Annotated in this window: 17 protein-coding genes and 2 pseudogenes; 3 read left to right on the top strand and 16 right to left on the bottom strand. The window is 32.8% G+C overall.

Annotated features, from left to right (window positions below; translation table 11 throughout):
• Window positions 1-358 precede the first annotated feature (358 nt).
• The 3 genes and pseudogenes from QWZ06_RS28310 to QWZ06_RS17195 form a co-directional block, all read left to right on the top strand.
• Window positions 359-1,305: pseudogene (locus QWZ06_RS28310) on the top strand (ABC1 kinase family protein); the annotation flags it as partial.
• A gap of 69 nt (window positions 1,306-1,374) precedes the next feature.
• Window positions 1,375-2,007 carry a hypothetical protein gene (locus QWZ06_RS28305; RefSeq protein WP_494337518.1) on the top strand — a complete coding sequence of 211 codons (633 nt, stop codon included), beginning with the start codon at window positions 1,375-1,377 and terminating at the stop codon, window positions 2,005-2,007.
• 127 nt (window positions 2,008-2,134) lie between these two features.
• A pseudogene (locus QWZ06_RS17195) lies at window positions 2,135-3,486 on the top strand (DEAD/DEAH box helicase).
• A gap of 36 nt (window positions 3,487-3,522) precedes the next feature.
• Here QWZ06_RS17195 and QWZ06_RS17190 read toward each other — a convergent pair.
• The 16 genes from QWZ06_RS17190 to QWZ06_RS17120 all read right to left on the bottom strand — a co-directional run bounded on the left by QWZ06_RS17190 (window position 3,523) and on the right by QWZ06_RS17120 (window position 19,052).
• Window positions 3,523-4,179, bottom strand: a complete 657-nt coding sequence (locus QWZ06_RS17190) for a GDSL-type esterase/lipase family protein (protein WP_290299882.1) — start codon at window positions 4,177-4,179, stop codon at window positions 3,523-3,525.
• 65 nt (window positions 4,180-4,244) lie between these two features.
• Window positions 4,245-4,718: a lipocalin family protein gene (locus tag QWZ06_RS17185; protein ID WP_290299880.1), complete on the bottom strand. Its 474-nt coding sequence runs from the start codon at window positions 4,716-4,718 to the stop codon at window positions 4,245-4,247.
• Between the two features lie 195 nt (window positions 4,719-4,913).
• Entirely contained in the window at window positions 4,914-5,297 is a 384-nt protein-coding gene (locus tag QWZ06_RS17180) for a hypothetical protein (protein ID WP_290299879.1), read from the bottom strand.
• Window positions 5,298-5,307: 10 nt separating this feature from the next.
• On the bottom strand, window positions 5,308-5,706 hold the full coding sequence (locus QWZ06_RS17175; RefSeq protein ID WP_290299877.1) for a hypothetical protein: 399 nt from the start codon (window positions 5,704-5,706) through the stop codon (window positions 5,308-5,310).
• Between the two features lie 538 nt (window positions 5,707-6,244).
• The gene (locus QWZ06_RS17170) at window positions 6,245-7,282 is read right to left on the bottom strand and encodes a transcriptional regulator (protein WP_290299875.1); all 1,038 of its coding nucleotides are present in this window, start codon (window positions 7,280-7,282) and stop codon (window positions 6,245-6,247) included.
• Between the two features lie 13 nt (window positions 7,283-7,295).
• Window positions 7,296-8,132 carry a hypothetical protein gene (locus QWZ06_RS17165; protein WP_290299873.1) on the bottom strand — a complete coding sequence of 279 codons (837 nt, stop codon included), beginning with the start codon at window positions 8,130-8,132 and terminating at the stop codon, window positions 7,296-7,298.
• A gap of 46 nt (window positions 8,133-8,178) precedes the next feature.
• A complete protein-coding gene (locus tag QWZ06_RS17160) occupies window positions 8,179-9,180 on the bottom strand; it encodes a hypothetical protein (protein ID WP_290299871.1) in 1,002 nt (333 codons plus the stop codon).
• On the bottom strand, window positions 9,177-11,261 hold the full coding sequence (locus QWZ06_RS17155; protein WP_290299870.1) for a hypothetical protein: 2,085 nt from the start codon (window positions 11,259-11,261) through the stop codon (window positions 9,177-9,179). The genes QWZ06_RS17160 and QWZ06_RS17155 overlap by 4 nt, the downstream gene beginning before the upstream one ends.
• A gap of 104 nt (window positions 11,262-11,365) precedes the next feature.
• Window positions 11,366-11,857 carry a DUF4280 domain-containing protein gene (locus tag QWZ06_RS17150; protein ID WP_290299867.1) on the bottom strand — a complete coding sequence of 164 codons (492 nt, stop codon included), beginning with the start codon at window positions 11,855-11,857 and terminating at the stop codon, window positions 11,366-11,368.
• Window positions 11,858-11,862: 5 nt separating this feature from the next.
• Window positions 11,863-12,918, bottom strand: coding sequence for a hypothetical protein (locus QWZ06_RS17145; RefSeq protein WP_290299866.1), 1,056 nt, complete (start codon window positions 12,916-12,918; stop codon window positions 11,863-11,865).
• 60 nt (window positions 12,919-12,978) lie between these two features.
• Window positions 12,979-14,001, bottom strand: coding sequence for a DUF2931 family protein (locus QWZ06_RS17140; protein WP_290299864.1), 1,023 nt, complete (start codon window positions 13,999-14,001; stop codon window positions 12,979-12,981).
• 223 nt (window positions 14,002-14,224) lie between these two features.
• A complete protein-coding gene (locus tag QWZ06_RS17135; RefSeq protein WP_290299863.1) occupies window positions 14,225-15,238 on the bottom strand; it encodes a DUF2931 family protein in 1,014 nt (337 codons plus the stop codon).
• A 1-nt stretch (window position 15,239) separates the two neighbouring features.
• On the bottom strand, window positions 15,240-16,781 hold the full coding sequence (locus QWZ06_RS17130; protein ID WP_290299862.1) for a T6SS phospholipase effector Tle1-like catalytic domain-containing protein: 1,542 nt from the start codon (window positions 16,779-16,781) through the stop codon (window positions 15,240-15,242).
• 2 nt (window positions 16,782-16,783) lie between these two features.
• A complete protein-coding gene (locus tag QWZ06_RS17125; RefSeq protein ID WP_290299861.1) occupies window positions 16,784-16,957 on the bottom strand; it encodes a hypothetical protein in 174 nt (57 codons plus the stop codon).
• 11 nt (window positions 16,958-16,968) lie between these two features.
• Complete coding sequence (locus tag QWZ06_RS28225; protein WP_435384126.1) at window positions 16,969-17,259, bottom strand: hypothetical protein; 291 nt, start codon at window positions 17,257-17,259, stop codon at window positions 16,969-16,971.
• A 20-nt stretch (window positions 17,260-17,279) separates the two neighbouring features.
• Complete coding sequence (locus QWZ06_RS17120) at window positions 17,280-19,052, bottom strand: type VI secretion system Vgr family protein (RefSeq protein WP_435384125.1); 1,773 nt, start codon at window positions 19,050-19,052, stop codon at window positions 17,280-17,282.
• Window positions 19,053-19,190: the final 138 nt, after the last annotated feature.

The raw sequence follows: 19,190 nt of genomic DNA, 5'->3' as shown, positions 1-19,190 counted from the left end.
ATTAGAATTAATCATTTAAAATGCTGATTATATGATGATATTTTTAATCTCTATGTAGTGATTTTGCAGATGTTTTTTATGAAATCAGCTAAATTCAAGCTGATAATTTTACTAAGATGAGTATGAAGTTAGCAATTGGAGACTGAAATTAATAAAAACTATAAAGAATAATTCTTTTTCTAGTTTCGTTTTTAAAGAACTAAATAAGAACACAGATAGTAATCGTATGGCTAAAAGTAACTTCCAACCCCAAGCTTGCAACTTCCAGCCACTTAACCCAATTTTTTTACTCTTAACCTAAGGCAATATAGCATTAGGAATAGTTTTTGGAGTAAATTGCACTTACTATTGATACATTATGTTTGATAAGCAACAAAGAAAGCTGAAAAGATCAGCAAGATTGATTTCTGTATTAAGTAAATACGGTTTTAAAGATATTTTGGCCAGAATGAATGGTGGAAATAAACAGGAAGATATTTCTGGTAATTCGGATGAGATAATTTCAAAAGGAACCGTTTACGAAAGGATCAGACTGGCTTTAGAAGAATTAGGACCTACTTTTGTAAAGCTTGGCCAAACATTCAGCAGCAGGGAAGATCTGTTGCCGCCGGAACTCATTCAAGAGCTTCAGAAGCTTCAGGATAAGGTAGAAGTAGTAAATATGGAGGTAGAAGATGCACTGGAAAGTGAGTTTAATATCTCTGTGAAAGATCATTTCCTGGAAATTCAGAAAGAACCATTAGCCACAGCTTCTATTGCACAGGTGTATAAAGCCGTTTTACTGGATGGAAGTCCGGTGATTTTGAAACTTAGAAAACCCGATGTACAATCAGTCATTGAAGATGACTTATTATTAATCAAGGATATTGAAAAATTAATCTCTACTTATTCAGAAATAGGAGAGAAGCTTAATCTTAAACAGGCTATTTCCACTTTCGAAAGATCATTATTAGAAGAAGTATCTCTGATTAATGAGAAAAATAACATCCAACAGTTCCGACTCAATTTTAAAAATAACAAAGAAACCTATGTCCCTAAAGTGTATGATGAATTTTCCAACAATAATATTCTTTGTATGGAATTCATCGATGGGATCAAAGTGACGGATAAATCTGCCCTGTTAGAAAATAATATTGATCCTGTAAAAGTTTCTGAAGCGGGATTAAGGCTCTTTGTCTCTCAGATTTAGATTACGGATTCTTTCATGCCGATCCGCATGCCGGAAATATTTTAGTGAAAAAAGATGGCAGAATTGTTTTTATTGATTTTGGGGCGGTAGGAAAAATTCAGCCCAATGATAAAGAGATTCTTGAAAATCTTATTGTGAGTTTTGTTGCCAAGAATCCACATAAAATAGTTCGTTATCTCAAAAAAATGGCCATAAGCTATGAGATCCCTGATGAAAGACGATTTGAAAACGATGTAGAAGACATTTTGAATTTCGTGCATAGTTCCTCATTACAGGAGATCAACGTTCAGGTGATTATCAATAAAATGAAGGATATCCTGAAGGACAACAGGTTATATATGCCGGATTATTTTTATCTTTTATTTAAAGGAATTAGTCTCATAGAAGGAGTCGGAAGAAATATCAATCCTGATCTGGATATTGTCAAAAGTCTTCATCCTTATACTAAAAAGATTTTCACTAAAAAGATCAATCCGAAAAACCTTTTAAAAACAGGAATGGATCGGATGATGAATTTTACAGACAATGTAGATGAAATTCCAAGAGAGCTTCGTTCGGTACTTCAAAAACTGGATGAAAATAAATTTACAGTCTCCAGTGAGATTAAAAATATAGAGAAGACCAACCAATTGATAAAATCAAGTGTCATTAATCTGATTTTAGCAATGATTTTGGGAGCGAATATTATTGCTACGGCAATTGTTTTTGTTTCAGAATCAGGGCCAAGAATAGGAGAGTTGTCTTTAGTTGGGATTTTAGGTTTTGCTTTCTCAATTATTTTAGTTTTAATCCTTTTATTAAGGGTAACGAGAAAGTGATAAAGGGGAAGAGTAATGTGGTTTGAGTCTTAGATGAAGTTTTTTGGTTATTATTTTTTTTCAAACCTTATCGTCTGTTGCTTAAAACCCGATTTTACATTATAATATTAATACCTATCTTTGCAAAATGGAAAAACTCACTTTTGCGGATTTTGACCTGCCGGTTAAAGTTCTTGATGTTTTAGCGGATTTAGAATTATTTGAGCCTACACCTATTCAGGAAAAAAGTTTAAAGCCTATCCTTTCCGGGAGAGATGTAATGGGAATTGCACAAACCGGAACAGGAAAAACATTGGCCTATCTTTTACCCGTTCTTAAAACTTGGAAATACAGTAAGACTGGAAACCCAACTGTTTTGGTACTTGTTCCAACAAGAGAATTGGTGGTACAGGTAGCAGAGATTCTTGAGAAGCTAACAGAAAATATCACTGCAAGAGTTATTGGCATTTATGGTGGTAAAAATATCAATACCCAGAAATTGTTATTCAATGATGGTTGCGATATTTTGGTGGGAACCCCTGGTAGAGTAATGGATCTTGCTATCGACAATGCTATTTCCCTGAAAGAGGTACAAAAGCTTATCATTGATGAATTTGATGAAATGCTTAACCTTGGATTCAGACCTCAATTGACTCATATTTTTGAAATGATGAAAGAGAAGAGACAAAATATTCTTTTCTCTGCAACCATGACTGAGGCAGTTGATGATATGTTGGATCAATATTTTGCCAACCCGATTGAAATTTCATTGGCAAAATCAGGAACACCACTTGAAAAAATTGAACAAACTGCTTATAAAGTAGAAAACTTTAATACAAAGATCAATTTACTTGAGCACTTATTAAAGAATAATGAAGATATGTCTAAAGTGTTGATTTTTAATAATAATAAAAAACACGCAGATCTTCTTTTTACTAAAATTGATGAGCTTTTCCCTGAACAGTTTGATGTGATTCACTCTAATAAGTCTCAGAATTACAGACTTAAGGCGATGAAAAGTTTTGAAAATGAAGAAATCAGAGGGCTAATTACCACAGATGTAATGGCCAGAGGTTTGGATATTCAAATATTACCCATGTTATCAACTTTGAAACACCTGATATCCCTGAGCAGTATATTCACAGAATCGGTAGAACAGGTAGAGCAGATAAAGAAGGGAAGGCAGTGACATTTGTTACTAAAAAAGAAGAGCCTTTAATTCTTGATATAGAGCTTTTGATGGATAAAGATTTACATTTTAATGACTTCCCTGAAGGTGTTAAAATTAATCCTAATAAAATTGCTTCTGAAAAAGATGAGGTGGTGATGAAAAACCCTGCACAGGTAAAATTGAATGATGGAGGTGCAGCTTTCCATGAGAAAAAAGCTAAGAATACCAAAGAAAACTGGGGTGGTCCTTCAAAAAGAAAAGCACCTAAGAAATTTGGAGCCAACAGAGCACAGCAAAAAGCAATCTCTAAATCAAAGAAAAAGAAATAATAAACAAAAAACTCCCGAATAAATCGGGAGTTTTTTTTATTTCATATAAGGAGTCATCACTTTAGTCCAAATCTGATATCCTTCTGGTTTAAAGTGAAGCATATCTTCCACAAAAATATCTTTTCTTACATTCCCGTTAGCATCCTCCATGGCTTTGGTGACATCAATAAATGCTGAATGAGGTTGCTTTTTCATGAAAGCTTCAATCCTGGCATTGGCTTCTTTGATCTGTGGCCAAAGCACCTCCCGGCTGGGAGAGTATTTCATTGAAATATAATCCACTTCTATATTTGGAAATTTTGCACGTATCTTTTTGTAAAAGGTCTTATATCTTTTAACAACTTTCTGGGCCTTCAGCTGATGATTGTCTGCAAAATCATTTTCTCCACAATAGATAATGATCTGCTTAGGCTGATATGGAGACAACAGATCATCAGCAAAATAGTTGAGATCGGTGAGTCTTGAACCTCCAAACCCTCTGTTAATGATAGTTTTGGTAGGGAAATATTCTGCTACATCCGTCCATTTGGTAAAAGATGAACTTCCTAGTAATAGAATAGCATTTTTAGGCGGTGGGTTTTCTTGATTTTCTTTTTTGAAATTTTGAATGTCCTGCCAAAACATCGGTTTTTTTTCTTGCGAAAAGGCAATAGTAAAGTACAGCAGTAGAAATGCTGATAGAATCTTCTTCATTGTATTCAGTTTTAAAATGTGAGATAAAAGTAATAAAAAACTCCCGATTGACGGGAGTTTATATTTTATCTTTTGTAAGTCACGTAAGTGATGTCGATCACTTTATCTCCATCTACATCATAGTTTCCATATTGCGGTGCTAATCTAAGTTCTTGTGCAGTAAGCATATCGACTTTGAATTTCATATCTCCGGCATCCTCACCACTAAACTGAATGTTTAAGATCTTAGAATCAGCGTCGTAAGTGTATTTTCCTTCGCTTTTAGCAGCAATCTGACAGTTGGTTCCGTCTGGATCCCCATCATAAGCTGTATAGCTCGTGGAAAAGTCTGTTTTGAAGAAAAGTGTATTTTTAGCACTACATCCTTCCGGAAGTATTGTTTTAAGCACAGTTTTATTATCTTTTCCTGAAATAATTTCTGTTTTTACTTCTTTCCAATCCCCTTTCATAATATCCATTTCATAGGCTTTAAGGTTATCGTCATTACAAGAAGCAAGTGCCAGAGTTGAAAAGGCAAATAAAAGTAGCTGTTTTTTCATTTTCACAAATTTAAGAATATGCTAAAATATAAATAAATTTGAAATATCTATAATGAAATGATCTTTTTTTAAACGAATGTTTGTGAATAAGTCGAATTAATTGATTCTAAATTTGAGAGAAACCGAAAATGTTGGTATTGTGAATTTTTACTTTTACTAAACCGTTAATCTTTTCTTGTCTATCAAAATGTTTTGTCATTTTACAATTTCTTTAAAAATTAATTTTCTGTAATTAGGGTATCTTTTGATATCGATAACAAAATCAATTGCGTTTCCACAGAGTCCAATTTTACTATCACAATTAGGGTCTCGCTTATAATTTTTGTTGTAAAATACTGTGTCCTTATTGATTTTGCCAGTAACTTGTTCAGCCATAGCTACCCCTCCACAACAATCACCTCGCCAATATCCTAATTTTATTACTGCAAAGTCTCCTTGTTTATTCCAAATCATGTTTCCTTTATTCGTAAATTCTTTTGAATTTTTAAAATAAAAGCCATTAACAGGTTTCTTAATTGCTTGAGATTTGCAATAGATACTCAACATCAAAATGCTAAAAATCGTAAGAAAAGTTTTCATTGTTAATTTTTTATTTGGTTTGTTCTTTAAATTCAATAGCTTTCATCCAATCATTGTCATACCCAATTATTTTTGAATTTTGAATTTTCAACGTACCAAATTCTTTACAATTTTCAAATATCAAAACATTTTTTTCAATTTTCCATTTATAGACTTTGGTTAAATTGTCATACATCTGTTCGTATGTGTTTTTCCTTTCTTTGGAAACAGAAGCAACAACTTTGTAAGAGCTTGTTACTGTATTTTTATCAAATTTTAGAATTCTGGATGTGTATATCATTCCAATCCCATCCTTACAAGTAGCACCAATTTCTGCAACATAGGTTTTACCTTCAAGCTTCGTTTGCCTATTGCCATTTATAAATAAGAATGGCAAGAAGATAAGAATTAAAAGTCTATATATATTCATAAGATTTACTATAGATATTACGCTTATTTACTATTCAAATATTCATTAAAACCATTTGCTTTATTGATATCATCTTTCATGAAATAAAAAGATGTAGAACTCCCATATAAAATCTTTGTTACTTTTTATTCTAAAAAATTCAACGGTTAAATCTTCTTTAATTTTTTTAGAATAGATCTTTTTAGATTCAGAATAATTGATATTCATGTTTTGAGATTTAATGCCAGAATTATTTATGGTCTTTTGATATGCATTGCAAATCATAAAACTGATTATAGTTATCAAAATTGAAAATAGTTTCATGATATAGCTATGTTTGAAAATAATATGTTTTCCAGTATTGAATTTATTATTGAATATCTAATTTTGCTTAGATGAGTAACCTAAAGAATGTGGATTTAATATATTCAAAAAACAAAAACAAGGTAATAAGTCTCTTTTAAGGTAGGTATTCTATGATTGAGATTCCCTATACCAAACATCTAAATGTTTAATATCAATTAATTTTTCTGAACAAGTTTTTCTTCTTTATAATTACCTAACATCCAATATGAGTTATCCTTGTTGTACCTGATAATATTAATTTTATCGGAAACATCTTTGTAAAAAAAACAAAACACTTCCTCTTTTCTATTCTCTTTAGATATCCCAAATAATCTTTGATGAATTTATTGGTCGAACTATTATAAGAATCTAATACATACGAAATTGCATTCTTTACTTGTTCATTGTCTTTAATATCAATATTGCTGAATAGCATAAAATCAGATATTTCTTCATTTCTTAAATTGGCATTATCCATATTAAGATCTTCTATTTGAAATAAAGAATAACTGTACTTTTCTGAATATTTTAATTCTCTGAATATACTGAGATGATTTTCTGTACTACCTTTCGGATTTTTTATATATTCTGAAAATATTGGTTTTAAATTATTGGGAAGAATAACTGTTTTTATGAATTTTTCATTGTATTTAAAGTTATTCTTCTCTGCAAAAGAATCTATATAATTTGAAGTTGTTGTGTCAAAAAATATAATTTTATTAAGTTCTTTTGTTTGCTTTTGGAATTTTATGAGTGGGCAATATTGGGAGGATATAAAAAATTGATTGTCTATGTTTTTTATTTCAGCTTTGAAAGTAGGATCACCAAAATTTTCATAACTCCCTCTCTTATCTTCACCTATTTTATATTCCTTTTTATCAACATTATTACCATTAATTTTACTTTCTTGAAGAAAAACATTTGAATTTTTATAGAGAACAATATAAAAAATATCATTTTCCAAAGTATAATCTCCAACCATCATCTGCTTTCTGATATCCCCATATTTATGAAAAACGGCATTTTTAGGTTCATCATTTAACTCAAAACTATCCAGCAATAAAGTATCATTTTTTGAATTAATTGCCTTTAAATACCAATAGTTTTTTGAATTAGAATTTTTGTATTCCAGCCTTAACTCGAACTTATTGGTCTTGTTGCTATACAATATCTCCATAACACTATTTTTTTTCTCCTGTCCAAAACAAGAAGATAAAATTATCAGCACTGATATTTTGATTATTGTTTTCATTTTCCCATCCCTTTTAAGGTAGATATTCTATGATTTTATTAACATCTTCATTTTTATCAATGTGTGGAGGTTTGAAATCTATTTTTGTCACAAATGACTTTACTTTATTTTCCTCAATTTTTATTTGATTGTTATTAAATAAAGAAAATTTAAAGTCAGACCCAGTTTCTTTATAGTTACCATCTTCTAATTGAACAATCGGTTTGGTTTCATTATTTGGATTGGTTACAAAATCTTCTGTAGAAACATTTACAAAGCCTTCCATAACTTTTTTATTATTAAGATCTACTTTCGAGAAATAATACATTGAACCTCCTCCTCGTAGATATACAGAAAGTGTATAAATAGTGTTGTCAACAATTTTTACATCTTGAAAATCCTCACCTAATAATACTACATCCATTGGGGATAATTTATATTTTTTCACTGGAATAATTGTTTTAGAGTTCTTTTCTATCAGTGAATATATATGCACATCAACCTGTCCGAATTTATCAATAAGAAATACCAAATTATCTGCATCCTTAAAAACAGAAAGAATTCTAAATCGGTTATAAAATTTTGGTCTGTTAGCATATCGGCTATATTCTCCCAATTTAAGTTTACTAATTTTAAGCTTATCAATCGTCTTATTTTCTTTGCCTTTTCTATTAAATTCCCAATAGTAAAAATCATTATCACTATTTACATAGCATTCTACAGACATTTGTTTGTCCAATTCTTTTGAAAAAATTAATTCAGTGTTTGCATTTATATCTGATTTCGTCTTGGTCTTCATTGGGAAAAACAATATTTTGGTTGAAACGAGTATTACCAAAAAAATGAATACTAAGAAAAGTATTTTTTTCATAATTGTTTTTTATTATTTAAAATCAATGAAGATGTAAAGCCAATCTTTATGGGCTTAATTTAATTTTTTCTATAATATTATCTATGTTTTTTGCATTTTTATCTTTATACAGTAAATAATTATAATCACTTATATACCAACTTCTTGCACCATCATACATCATAATTTTTGCTTTACCATTTATATCGATAAAAAAGAATTGATTTCCCAAATGTTGTTTACTTTCTTCATAACTTTTTTTCGACCATATATTTTCAATATTATAGTGATAATTAAAGGTATTGTTTTTGAAAGGTGATTTTTGAACTACATCTTTTAAAATTCCTTCCACAATATTCTTGGTATTATAATTTGCATGAATGATAGGACTTTGACTATCTTCTTTTATGGAAACAGCATTTTTTTGAGAATCGGAAACATTAAAAATTAATTCCTTTACTGCATCATTATTAATATCATAAAACAAGTATGTGTTATAATTGGATTCAGGTAACAATAGCAAGTGATAGGTGCCATTTTCCAATTTAAAGTCTTGAAATTTCTCACCCTTCAATTGAGTATCCATAGGAAGAAAAGTGTAATTTTTAATGTGTATAGTATTTTCAAACTGATTACTGTTAAAATCAATATTTAATTTAAAAATATGAATATCAATTTGTCCAAACTTATCAAAAAGCACGATGAGTTCATTTTGTGAATCATTTAATAAAGCATCTAAAACATTTAATTTTTCTTGATAACCTTCTCTTATTCCATGTGCAAATCCTGATGATTTTTTTATTTCATCCTTCTTTATTAATATTTTTTTTATATTTTCTTTTTTCTTAGGAGTAATTATGTAAAGCTCCCATATAAAATCTTGGTTACTTTCTTTTCTAAAAAATTCAATGGTTAAATCTTCTTTAATTTTTTTAGAATAAATCTTTTTAGATTCAGAATAATTGATATTCATGTTTTGAGATTTAATGTTAGGATTATTTGTTGTTTTTTGACATGCACCACAAGTCGCAAAACTTATTATAATAGTTAAAATTGAAAGTAGTTTCATGATATAATTATTTTTGGAAATAATATGTTTTCCATTTTTGAATTTATTACTGAATATCTAAGTTTCTGTTTAGGCGGATGACCTAAAGAATAGGGATTTAAAGGATCCAAAAACTCTCCAGCTTTTGGTCTATAGACAATTGCATCTATCAAAGTATTTTTAGAATTGTTGTTCACATATAAAACTCCTGACAAGGCTTTTTTTGAATAAGATGCTAATAATGCTTTATCATCTGCAAAAATTGTTTTATCATGAAGACCATAAGATGGGTCAAAATATTGATTTTTATATTTTAAAAAAACATGATCCCAAAACATATTTAATGGCTCGTTTGATGTATCTTGGGCGCTACCGCCATTATCTATAGGCGCTTTACCTGCTATAGATGTCCAATTTCTCACTAAAAAACAAGCATTGAAATCATTTGAAGTTAAAATTCCTCTTTTTCTTTTATTTATATCAACTGGAAAGTTTTTCCCTGCATCATAAACATAATCTGAAAGCCCAGGAAAAATAACAAAATCTGAAAAAACACCACTTGGGAATAAAACATCGGATTGAATTCTACAAATATCTCTTAAAAAACTAGTCCATTCTCCACAGCGTGCTTCTCCTGTTTTTAATAAAACTCTTCCATTTCTGAAAGGCATCTTAGAATCATGTAGGCTACTTGTATTTCTCCAATATCCCATAGGGGAAATATTATTTCTAACTCTTCTTACATTTTTTGTTGCAATATGTTTAAAGATTCCTTCAATAATTCCATCATCTGTTTTTGCCCCTTTAGAATATCTACAACCAATATATAACATTGTTTCTAGAATTGTTTTTTTTCCAGTTTTAGCGTTCGTAATATCCATTCCTTCAATTGGATCAGGAAAATATCCGGATAGGAGAGAATATCCCGGGTTACCATGAGTGATATACAAACAAAATTGTGAGTTTCCACAAGATATCCAGGATTTTCCATCTATTGAACATTCAAAAGTTAGGGCAAAATTTGAAAAATATTCTACTGTATTTGCATAAGGAGCATTATCACTTGCAAATTTCACTACAAATTCCTGTCCTTTTGTTTGTTTAGTTATGGGAACAGATTGAAAAACATATTTATTGGCCTTATCCTTAGCTCGTATGCTCAAATTATCAATTGGGAAAATGGCTTTGAAGGTGGCATAAAAAATAAATTTATCTAAACTCGTAATCGTAACAGGTATGGGATTTGGTTTGGCTGTGTCTAATGGATTTGTTCTTTTTTTAAGCCAATGATAATAATTGCCTTTATCTTCTAATATCCAGAAATTCTTAAAATCACTAAAATTATTTAGTTCATCATTACATACATCATAAGTTGTGTTTACCGCAATTTTTTCCAAAGAAATAAGACCTATTGAAGATATGCTTTTATTCGTGTCTCCTACTTTTGCAGGAGTATTAGATTGGGAAGGTTCTATCGCTTTGCTTACGATGGTATTTTTTATTCTTAAAAAACGGGCATGTATATCATCTTTACCATCTGTTATATATTTTCCGCCTGCTTTTACTTTCACATAAAATTCTTCCTGACTTCCCGGCTTTCCTATTCTTGCGTGCCATAGATAGGTATTTCCTATTTGCAGATTTATTTCTCCGTCTATCACCTTTACGTCTGTATAAGTATGGATGTGCTGGTCATCTTTTGTTCCACCACCTCCTTTTACGCGCCGGAAAATATCTACATAGACACTATCTCCATTCATTCCTTCGGTTTCCAAGTTCAGATGAATAATGTGTCCATAAGAAAAAGTATATGTTTTTCGCACATCGGCTCCATCATTTTGTGTACACCATTTGCTGGTCTTAATTTTCTGGTCGCATCTTCCTCTTATATAAATGCCTGATTTAAATTCTGACTTTCCTGAAAGGCTCGCATCAATGTAATAGGTATATGAACCACAAAGATTTTTAGGAATCGTGATACCATAAGTTATGCCTGCTTCTTTTCTAATCAGCTTTTTTTTAGCATCAAATAAGAACCATGTTAAGTTTTTTGTTTTGTCTTGTGCTGTAGTACCCGGAAGCCACTCTTTCACTTCAATCACTGCCTTTTCATCGGGAGTAATGACCATACTTTTGGCTACTATAGATGATTTATCAAAAATAATGACCTTTCGTCATTATTAAACTTTTTACTCCTTTTGCCATATCATTCAGTTTGTGTTATAATGCCTTCGTTGATGGGTTGCTTATTGTACATTTCTTCAGGATTCACCAATGGATTGATCTGCTGCTGTACATCTTTATCTGCATTTTCAAAATTCTGCTGGCTGGCTTCTGCCCGCTGCCCATGATCTATAATATTTATACAAGCGGTTCCTGCAATGGCACAAACGGCTTTGCTGTCTTCCAGAATAATATTTCCACCATTACTTAATATAACACCTTCGTAAAAATTCTGCCATTCTGTAATCATGGGTTTGCAGGGTGGGGGGGGATTTCCCATTTTCGGACAGTTTCCAAAAGTGTTTTTTTCTAAAGTGGCACCTCCAATCTCTTTGGTAGTGACAATTAGTTTCTTGGATGCCTCTTTATCATTCGCATATTCTTTGGTATGAGAAAGTACTTTTAGTTTGTCGGGAACTTGTCCAAACTGGCATTTGCACAGAGCTCCTTGAACAACGATATGTTTTTCAGACATTTTTCTTAGTTTGTAGATTTGGTGTTTTCTAAAACATTAATTAAAACCGATACTTTCTTCGGTTTTTGCAATTGAATTTCACATTCCAGATACAAAAATTCCGGAAGTGATGTCTCGGCGTTCACATAAGACTGAAGTCTAAAGTAACCTTCTGTATTTATTTCTGGTTCCTTTTCTATTAAAAAAGGAAAAGGTACGTTATTGATGAAGTCCTGAATGCTTCGTTCTTCATGCAAAATTCCATTTCCTTCGATGTTGATTAAATTAGAATCATCTTTAAGAGGATCAATTTCTAACTCTATTTTGTATTGAGGCTCTCTGGGATTACCTGTTATTGGAAACGTTTCTAAGCCCTGAATTTTATAATTATCCCCAAAAGACTGATAGATTCCAAAGAAAAGTGTTCTTAGAAAATAATCATTTTTCAGATACAGGCTTAATAATTCCGGCTCATTGATACTATTTTCTATTTTATTACAATACAGGTCTACAATTTCGCCCTCAAATTCCTTATAAACATCTTCTTTTACAGTCTCCCATCTTGCTTTATAGCCATCTGAATCTTCAATTGCATTGAATTTCCCGGTTTCATCAACAGAAATGTAAAGCGGATATAAAACTTTGGAGGTTTTGTAAGCCAAAATATCGGCTATATCATTGGTTTCTTCTTCATTAATAAAAAATTCGGAAGTACGATCTATTTCAAAATAATGAAACCTGTTTTCTGTTTTTAACCAACGAACAGATGCTTCATATTTTAATTCATTTTTATGACCCCCATTTTCGATATTGATATTGACTCCATATTCATAGAATGAATTTTCAGGATGAAACATCAATTTGTTCCCATGTTTAAAATGTACAACTTTACTTCTATCAAGTACAGCAGTTCTCGGAATAAAAAGTTCTTTTTGTTCTTTAAGATTAATTAAAATAATGTCTTTGGTTTCACAATGGTTGTTATGAAAAAATTTCAAATCTCCTTCATACAGATCATAGAGTGTTGCGATACTTTTTAAAGTTTCGTTTTCCCGGATGATATGTTTGTTGAAGGTTTGCATTTAAAATATTTTATTAATATATCTGACAGGCCAATGGAATATTATTATTTGCTTTTATCACTATTTATATTCCCACGTATTATCTAAATCTACTTTTTTGATCGGAATCTCTTTATCGCCTTGTTTAAAAATTAAACTTCTATTACTTAAATCTTCTTTCATACGCAAAATTATCTCTATTGGCTGCTTAGGATCTGCCTGTTTGAATAAGCCCATAATTTCTTCTTCGTCAAACGGTTTGACTTCAAAAACAGTTTGAAGCTTTTTATTGTCTTCAAAAATGAAGTTTAATACTTTAGGGACAGCTCTTGGCTTAAAAGGGTTTTCTTTAATGGGTTCAACAATGTTTTTATTAAAAATGGTTTCTTCTTCACCATTGAACATTTTAAATCCTATGTTCATTAATTGATGTCCCTCGATTTCGGTTTTTGCACGCCAATTATATTTTTTCCTGTAAATGTCCCAAATATCATATTGAATGCCTTTCTTTTTAAACTCTTCTTCAAATTCTGGTTTTAATTTTCCCAAAACTTCAAAATATTCTTTTTGAGATACATCAGGGTTACCAGGTACCAGAACTTTCATATCTATATGGGTTTCTTTTGCTTGAAAACGAGCCACTTCTATTTGTTGATCATCACCATATACCCAAACCACCACTATACCGCCTGGTGCACAGTTTACTATTATTTCAGTATAATTTGAAGCTCTACCAGTGCGCCAATCAATAGTTCCTTTTTCAAAAAGTTTTTTTAGGGTATCAACAGGCATATCCCAGCTGCCTGTATAGAATTTATTTTCTTTAAAGGATGCCCAGGTAATATCCATTTTTACGGGCAATGCTTTTAAGTCTTCGCCTTGTGAATGGGTAGAACCAGAATTCCCCCAACCATTGTTATTTGCAGCAGCAGTGGGAATATAAACGCTACTACCATCTTCTAAATAAAAATGGCCATCATGGATATAGGTTGGGTAAAGCTCCGGAGCATTAGCAGTGGGCAACCATTCGTATTTTTTCATTGGAGATTGGCAAGAGATTAACATTAATGATAATAAAACTAAAATTGTTAATATTTTTTTCATGAGTTGAGTTCTATTTTACGAAATCTTACAATGGTTTTGCCTAAAATTTTGTAGTTGGGTTCATAAGTAACTACTCGGTTTATAAATATTCAACTCCAATGCCTGTATTTATCAGTTTTCCTAAATCTGCGAATATTAGATCTTTAAACTCAAAAACTATTTCGTCACGTCTTAAAGACTCATGGAAGTCTTAATCTTATTACTATTTGTCTATTTATTGCTACTATTTATATTCCCACATATTATCTAAATCTACTTTTTTGATCGGAATCTCTTTATCGCCTTGTTTAAAAATTAAACTACGGTTACTGAAATCCTCATTCATGCGTAAAATGATTTCTATCGGCTTATTGGGATCTGCCTGTTTGAATAAACCCATAATCTCTTCTTCATCTAAATACTCGAATTCCCAAACAGTTCTTTTCCCTTTAGCATCAGCTATTATAAAATCTAATAATTTGGGTACTGCTCTTTCTTTAAATTCATTTTTTTTGAGGGATTCGTCAAACAACTCTTCCATTTCTCCATTGAACATTTCATAACTGGTATTATCAAAAGTATGATTAGGAATTTCTATACGGGTACGCCAAGTATATTTTTTGCGATAACTATCCCAAAGACCATACTCAATCCCTCCTTTTTTCTTTATATTTTCTAATACTTCTGGTAATTCTTTACTTGTATCAAAATAATCTTTTTGGCTTATAGTCGGGTTTTCAGGTACATAATCACTCATTGCCACATGCGTCTCATGGGCCTGATAGCGTCCTATCTCTACTTGCTGCCCAGCTCCTCGCATCCACACGACCACCACTCCTCCAGGTGCACATCCTACCAAAATTTCTTTGTAAGTTTCTTTTTTTCGGGTACGATACCATACTACTCCTTCTTTAAATAGTTTGAGCATTTTTTCTTTCGGTAAAATCCAACTGCCTGTGTAGAATTTGTTTTCCGTAAATGATGCCCAGGTAATTTCTAATTTTACAGGTACAGGTTTTAAATCTTCCCCTTGGGTATGTAGAGATCCGCCATTACCCCATCCATTATGGGCGATAAGAGAACATGGTATATAAACGCTTCCTCCATCGTCAAAATATAAATTTCCTTTATAAATATTCATGGGGTAGAGTAGAGGTGCACTTTCGGTGGGCAACCATTCAAATTTTTCTTCCATTTTGTTTTGACATGATATTGTTATACTGAGTAATACAATAAGTTGTAAAAAATAATTCTTCATTTTACGAATCTTTAGCAGTTTTTCTAAATCTGTGAATATTAAATTTATCTTTAAACTCAAAATTAGGTTCAAAACCTGTTTCACCATATCTGGCAGACCAATGGAAGTATTTACGCCTTAGTTCTAGCAGCATATTGTGGTCATGAACCAAGAGATTAAATTTTTCGACCGTCATCTTCTTTTCTGCAACCTGTTTTCTGTAATATTCTATTTCTTTGTTGGTACAATACCACATTTTGGGCTTTTTCCCTGCAATATAATCATCCAGCCTCTTTTTTACAGCAGTTAAATCTAAAGGATAGTTTTTTTCTTCTTTTCCATTGGGAATAATAAATTTCTTTTCACCTAATCGTGCTAAGCTAATTAAGCCTTCTTGAAATTTATTTACATTTTCCGCCATGATATGTAATGGTATAAAACTGTATCTGTTGCTGAGGTGTGGGCGTATTCCATAAGTTTCGTGCCAACTGTTGGGCCTTTTCAATTCTTTTTCTATATACCAGCCTTGGGCAATAAGATTATTTAAGTCATTATTAAGTATGGTATCCCAGTCCTTATCAGTGCGCCCTCCCCAAACATTATCAAAATCGAGCAACTGAACGGTCTCAGATTTATCGTGCTGATAAGACCCGCCAACATCACTGTGTACCCCCGGCAAAATATATTCATCTCCTCCGGCTGCGGTTACTTTTGTAAGCATAAAATTGACCCTGTGCTCATCGGCCGCTACCAAATGAAATATTTTTTTTGCTTTACTAATGGCATTCAGATTGAGCTCACCAACATCATTTTCAAAATTTTTAAATGCTCCCGTCGTGCTGGGATCATAGGACGAAACGGTATCAAACAATCCTACAAATTCAACTTTTACTCTTGTTGTGGCTACATCTATACCTGCCTGAGTGAGTTTTAGTCCGAAATGACCATATTTTGGAAGCACTTTAAGCTCTGTTTTGTTATTATGAGCATCTCTTTTTTCCATTCCGCCACTTGAATCACCGCTATCATCCCAAACTTCAGTGGCAGGATATTTTTCTTTGGTGATCTCATACACAAAGTTTCTTGCTGCCGCTGCACCCCGGCTAAAACCAAAAACATCAAGGTAAATACAGTTGACTCTTTTATTCTTTGATAATAATCCTATTTTCTCTACTGCTTTTTCGCAACCTTTTAACACTTTGGCAATAATACCTGTAGTTCCCGCTCCAAAAGCACCTCCTGCACCTTTGGTAAAATAGGAACTATCTCTTTCATAGTCTTCCGTACCAATTCCTTCAATATAAATTTTCGAGATAAATTTTTCGACATTTTCAGTATAGGCTGTTTCCAGCCTGGCAATATTAGACCAATCATTTTCATAGCTGCTGTCATCACCACCATACCGTTTATTGGCTTTAGCAGCTTTCTTTTTATCATCTGCTTTTCCAAGCCTGGCGTTTGTATTCGTCCTGTTATTCATAGTACCATCAAAAAACACCCCAATCCTAATATCGATAGTTCCCTTGGGCGGCGGTGGCGGTGTATAATCTCCGAAGTTTGCCATAATTATTTAGCGTTATCTTTTGATACTATTTTCTTATTACTAGCAAGCGTCAGATTATCTCTGGTTGCTTCTACATTTATCTTTTCTGCTATCTTTTCCACTTTATTTCCTACGGTTAAATGATAGGAATCTTTAACTTCAATGGAGATATTTTTAGCTGTTTTCCGTATGGCCATACCTGTGATTTTTAGAATAACTTAGATTTTTCAGCACTATTAAACTCCACAATTTTCCCGCTTTGCATGGTCATATTTTCTTTTTCACTGAACATGGCTATTTCCCGGGCTACTTCACTGGATGTTTCAGATTGTCTTTTAAAGTCTTTTTCTACCAATTCCGTGCGGTTATCTGACATTTCTCTGATATCTCCGGAAGCGGTTTGTGCAATATCTTTTCCGGCAGTAGAAGTTATATCTTCGTTTGCAGATTGGGTAATATGGGTTCCCGCATCTACAGATACTTCTTTTCCAGCTTTCATCGTGATGTTTTCTCCTGCATTCACCGTAAATTCTTAGGAGCTGTTACCGTTATACTGCCTTGTCCATCCATAAACCAGGTATTTCCACTTGGATCCAGAATAGTGACACTCTTTTCATCATCATTCATTAGGACTTTAATTCCACTTTTGGTTTGTATAGAGCGCATGTGGTTATTGATACCACCTCCCAATGCTGTTTCCCCATGGAATATACCTCCCATTACAAAAGGCCTGTCGGGATGATTGTGTACAAATCCGACTACTACCTGGTCGCCAACTTCAGGAATGGCGATGTATCCTCTGTTTTGGGTCACCTGATCGGTTCCTCCTGCATCAGGGCTCATCATTCTTATAAAGTGGGTGGTATTATGGTTTTGCCAGTCAAACTGTACCTGTATTCGTCCCTGATTCAGAGGATCGGTATTGGATATTACTTTACCTAGCTGAGGATCTGCTTTAGGTACCTGAAATTGAGGTCTTGGTATAAACCCGGAGTCGGCAGCTATAGCATCAAAACTACCTTCGTAATAACCCCGCCCATCCACTTCATGTACCACATTCAGCATCATTATTTTCGTAAAATACATTGTTTCATTGGAATCAGGCTTGCGCATTTCCAAATTAGCACAGCAACCGGGATATAAAAAAGGAACAGAAGTAGTCCCCGAAGTGATAAACACTTCTGAGGCATTGCTTCCGGCAGTTCCTTTTTGAGAGTCTTCCACATCCATAAAATTAACGGCCTGAATAGGCGCTACTCTTAAAGAGGGAGTGGTGTATGTTTTCTTTGAAATTTCGTACGCCTGTTTGGCGACTTCCGATTTATGATCAATTTTTGAACTCCCTGTCTGAAGCTTTTCATTTCTGCTGCTATTGTACCCGTAGAATATTGGATTCACGTGTAGGGCACGCATCTTCACACTAATATCACTTACACTGCTTCCATAGACAAGGGTAAGTGTATTTTCCGGGGGTGGCAGCTTTCCAAAATGCATTACTTCACCATCATAAAAAAACTGTTCGCCATACGCTTCTGCTATACGAGCCAGATAGTTGTAATGGGTTTCCTCGTACTGAGAACTATAATTAACATTATTATGTTTTGCATCTACTCTGAAATCAAATTTGTTTTCACCCAATCCTTCTTTTAGCACTTCAGATGCAATGGTATTAAGACTTACAGGTTCTTTTCCGCCAAAACTCTGGGTATGCGGAGCCGCATCTAAAAGCATAGTGGGGCTAAAACCGGTAAGGACAATATTTCCCAGACTTCCTTTATCCTGGGCAAAACCCACTTCAGTAATCACACCCACGAAATTCCGTTCCGGAGAATTCTCTACATCTTTGTAACTAAAAATAGCAGTGATACGTTTTCCCAAAAAACTCTGTACCTGCTTCATGTTATGATTCTCTGCATCTCCCAAGACATCATAAGCCAATGTGAGGTTAAACTCATGATGCTTATTGGCACTTTGTACTAATTTAAAGTGTTTAAAATATTTAATAACAGTGCCATCAATTACAATTTGTAATTTTACAACACGGTTGATTCCTGTTACTTCACTTGATGGGATCGCGGCAGCATTATGGATTTTTGAGGTAGGTTGTTTGTCCCATAATTTTTTATCAACAGTAGCGGGCTGGTTGGGAACCAGATTTTGGTTCATAAATTTCTGCTCTGCATCTTTAGCTTGCTTTTTTGGATCAATTCCCTGGCTAAGATCAGCTGTATTTTTATTAACAGCTTTAGGAAGATTTACTTTGGATGGATCTCCTTTGAATTTTTGAAACATACATAATTTTTTACAGTTGTGTTTTTAAATATAAAATGAGTATACCCATTTATGAGTTGGCCTTAATCAGCTCATACACGGTCAGACAAAATTGTGGGCCTCCATTTCCTTTTCCTAAAGACGGGTATGAGAATGTTT

Source organism: Chryseobacterium tructae (genome assembly GCF_030409875.1).
Taxonomy (GTDB): Bacteria; Bacteroidota; Bacteroidia; order Flavobacteriales; family Weeksellaceae; genus Chryseobacterium; species Chryseobacterium tructae.
Note: the sequence above shows the minus strand (reverse complement) of the source record. Positions and strands in the feature narration are given on the sequence as shown.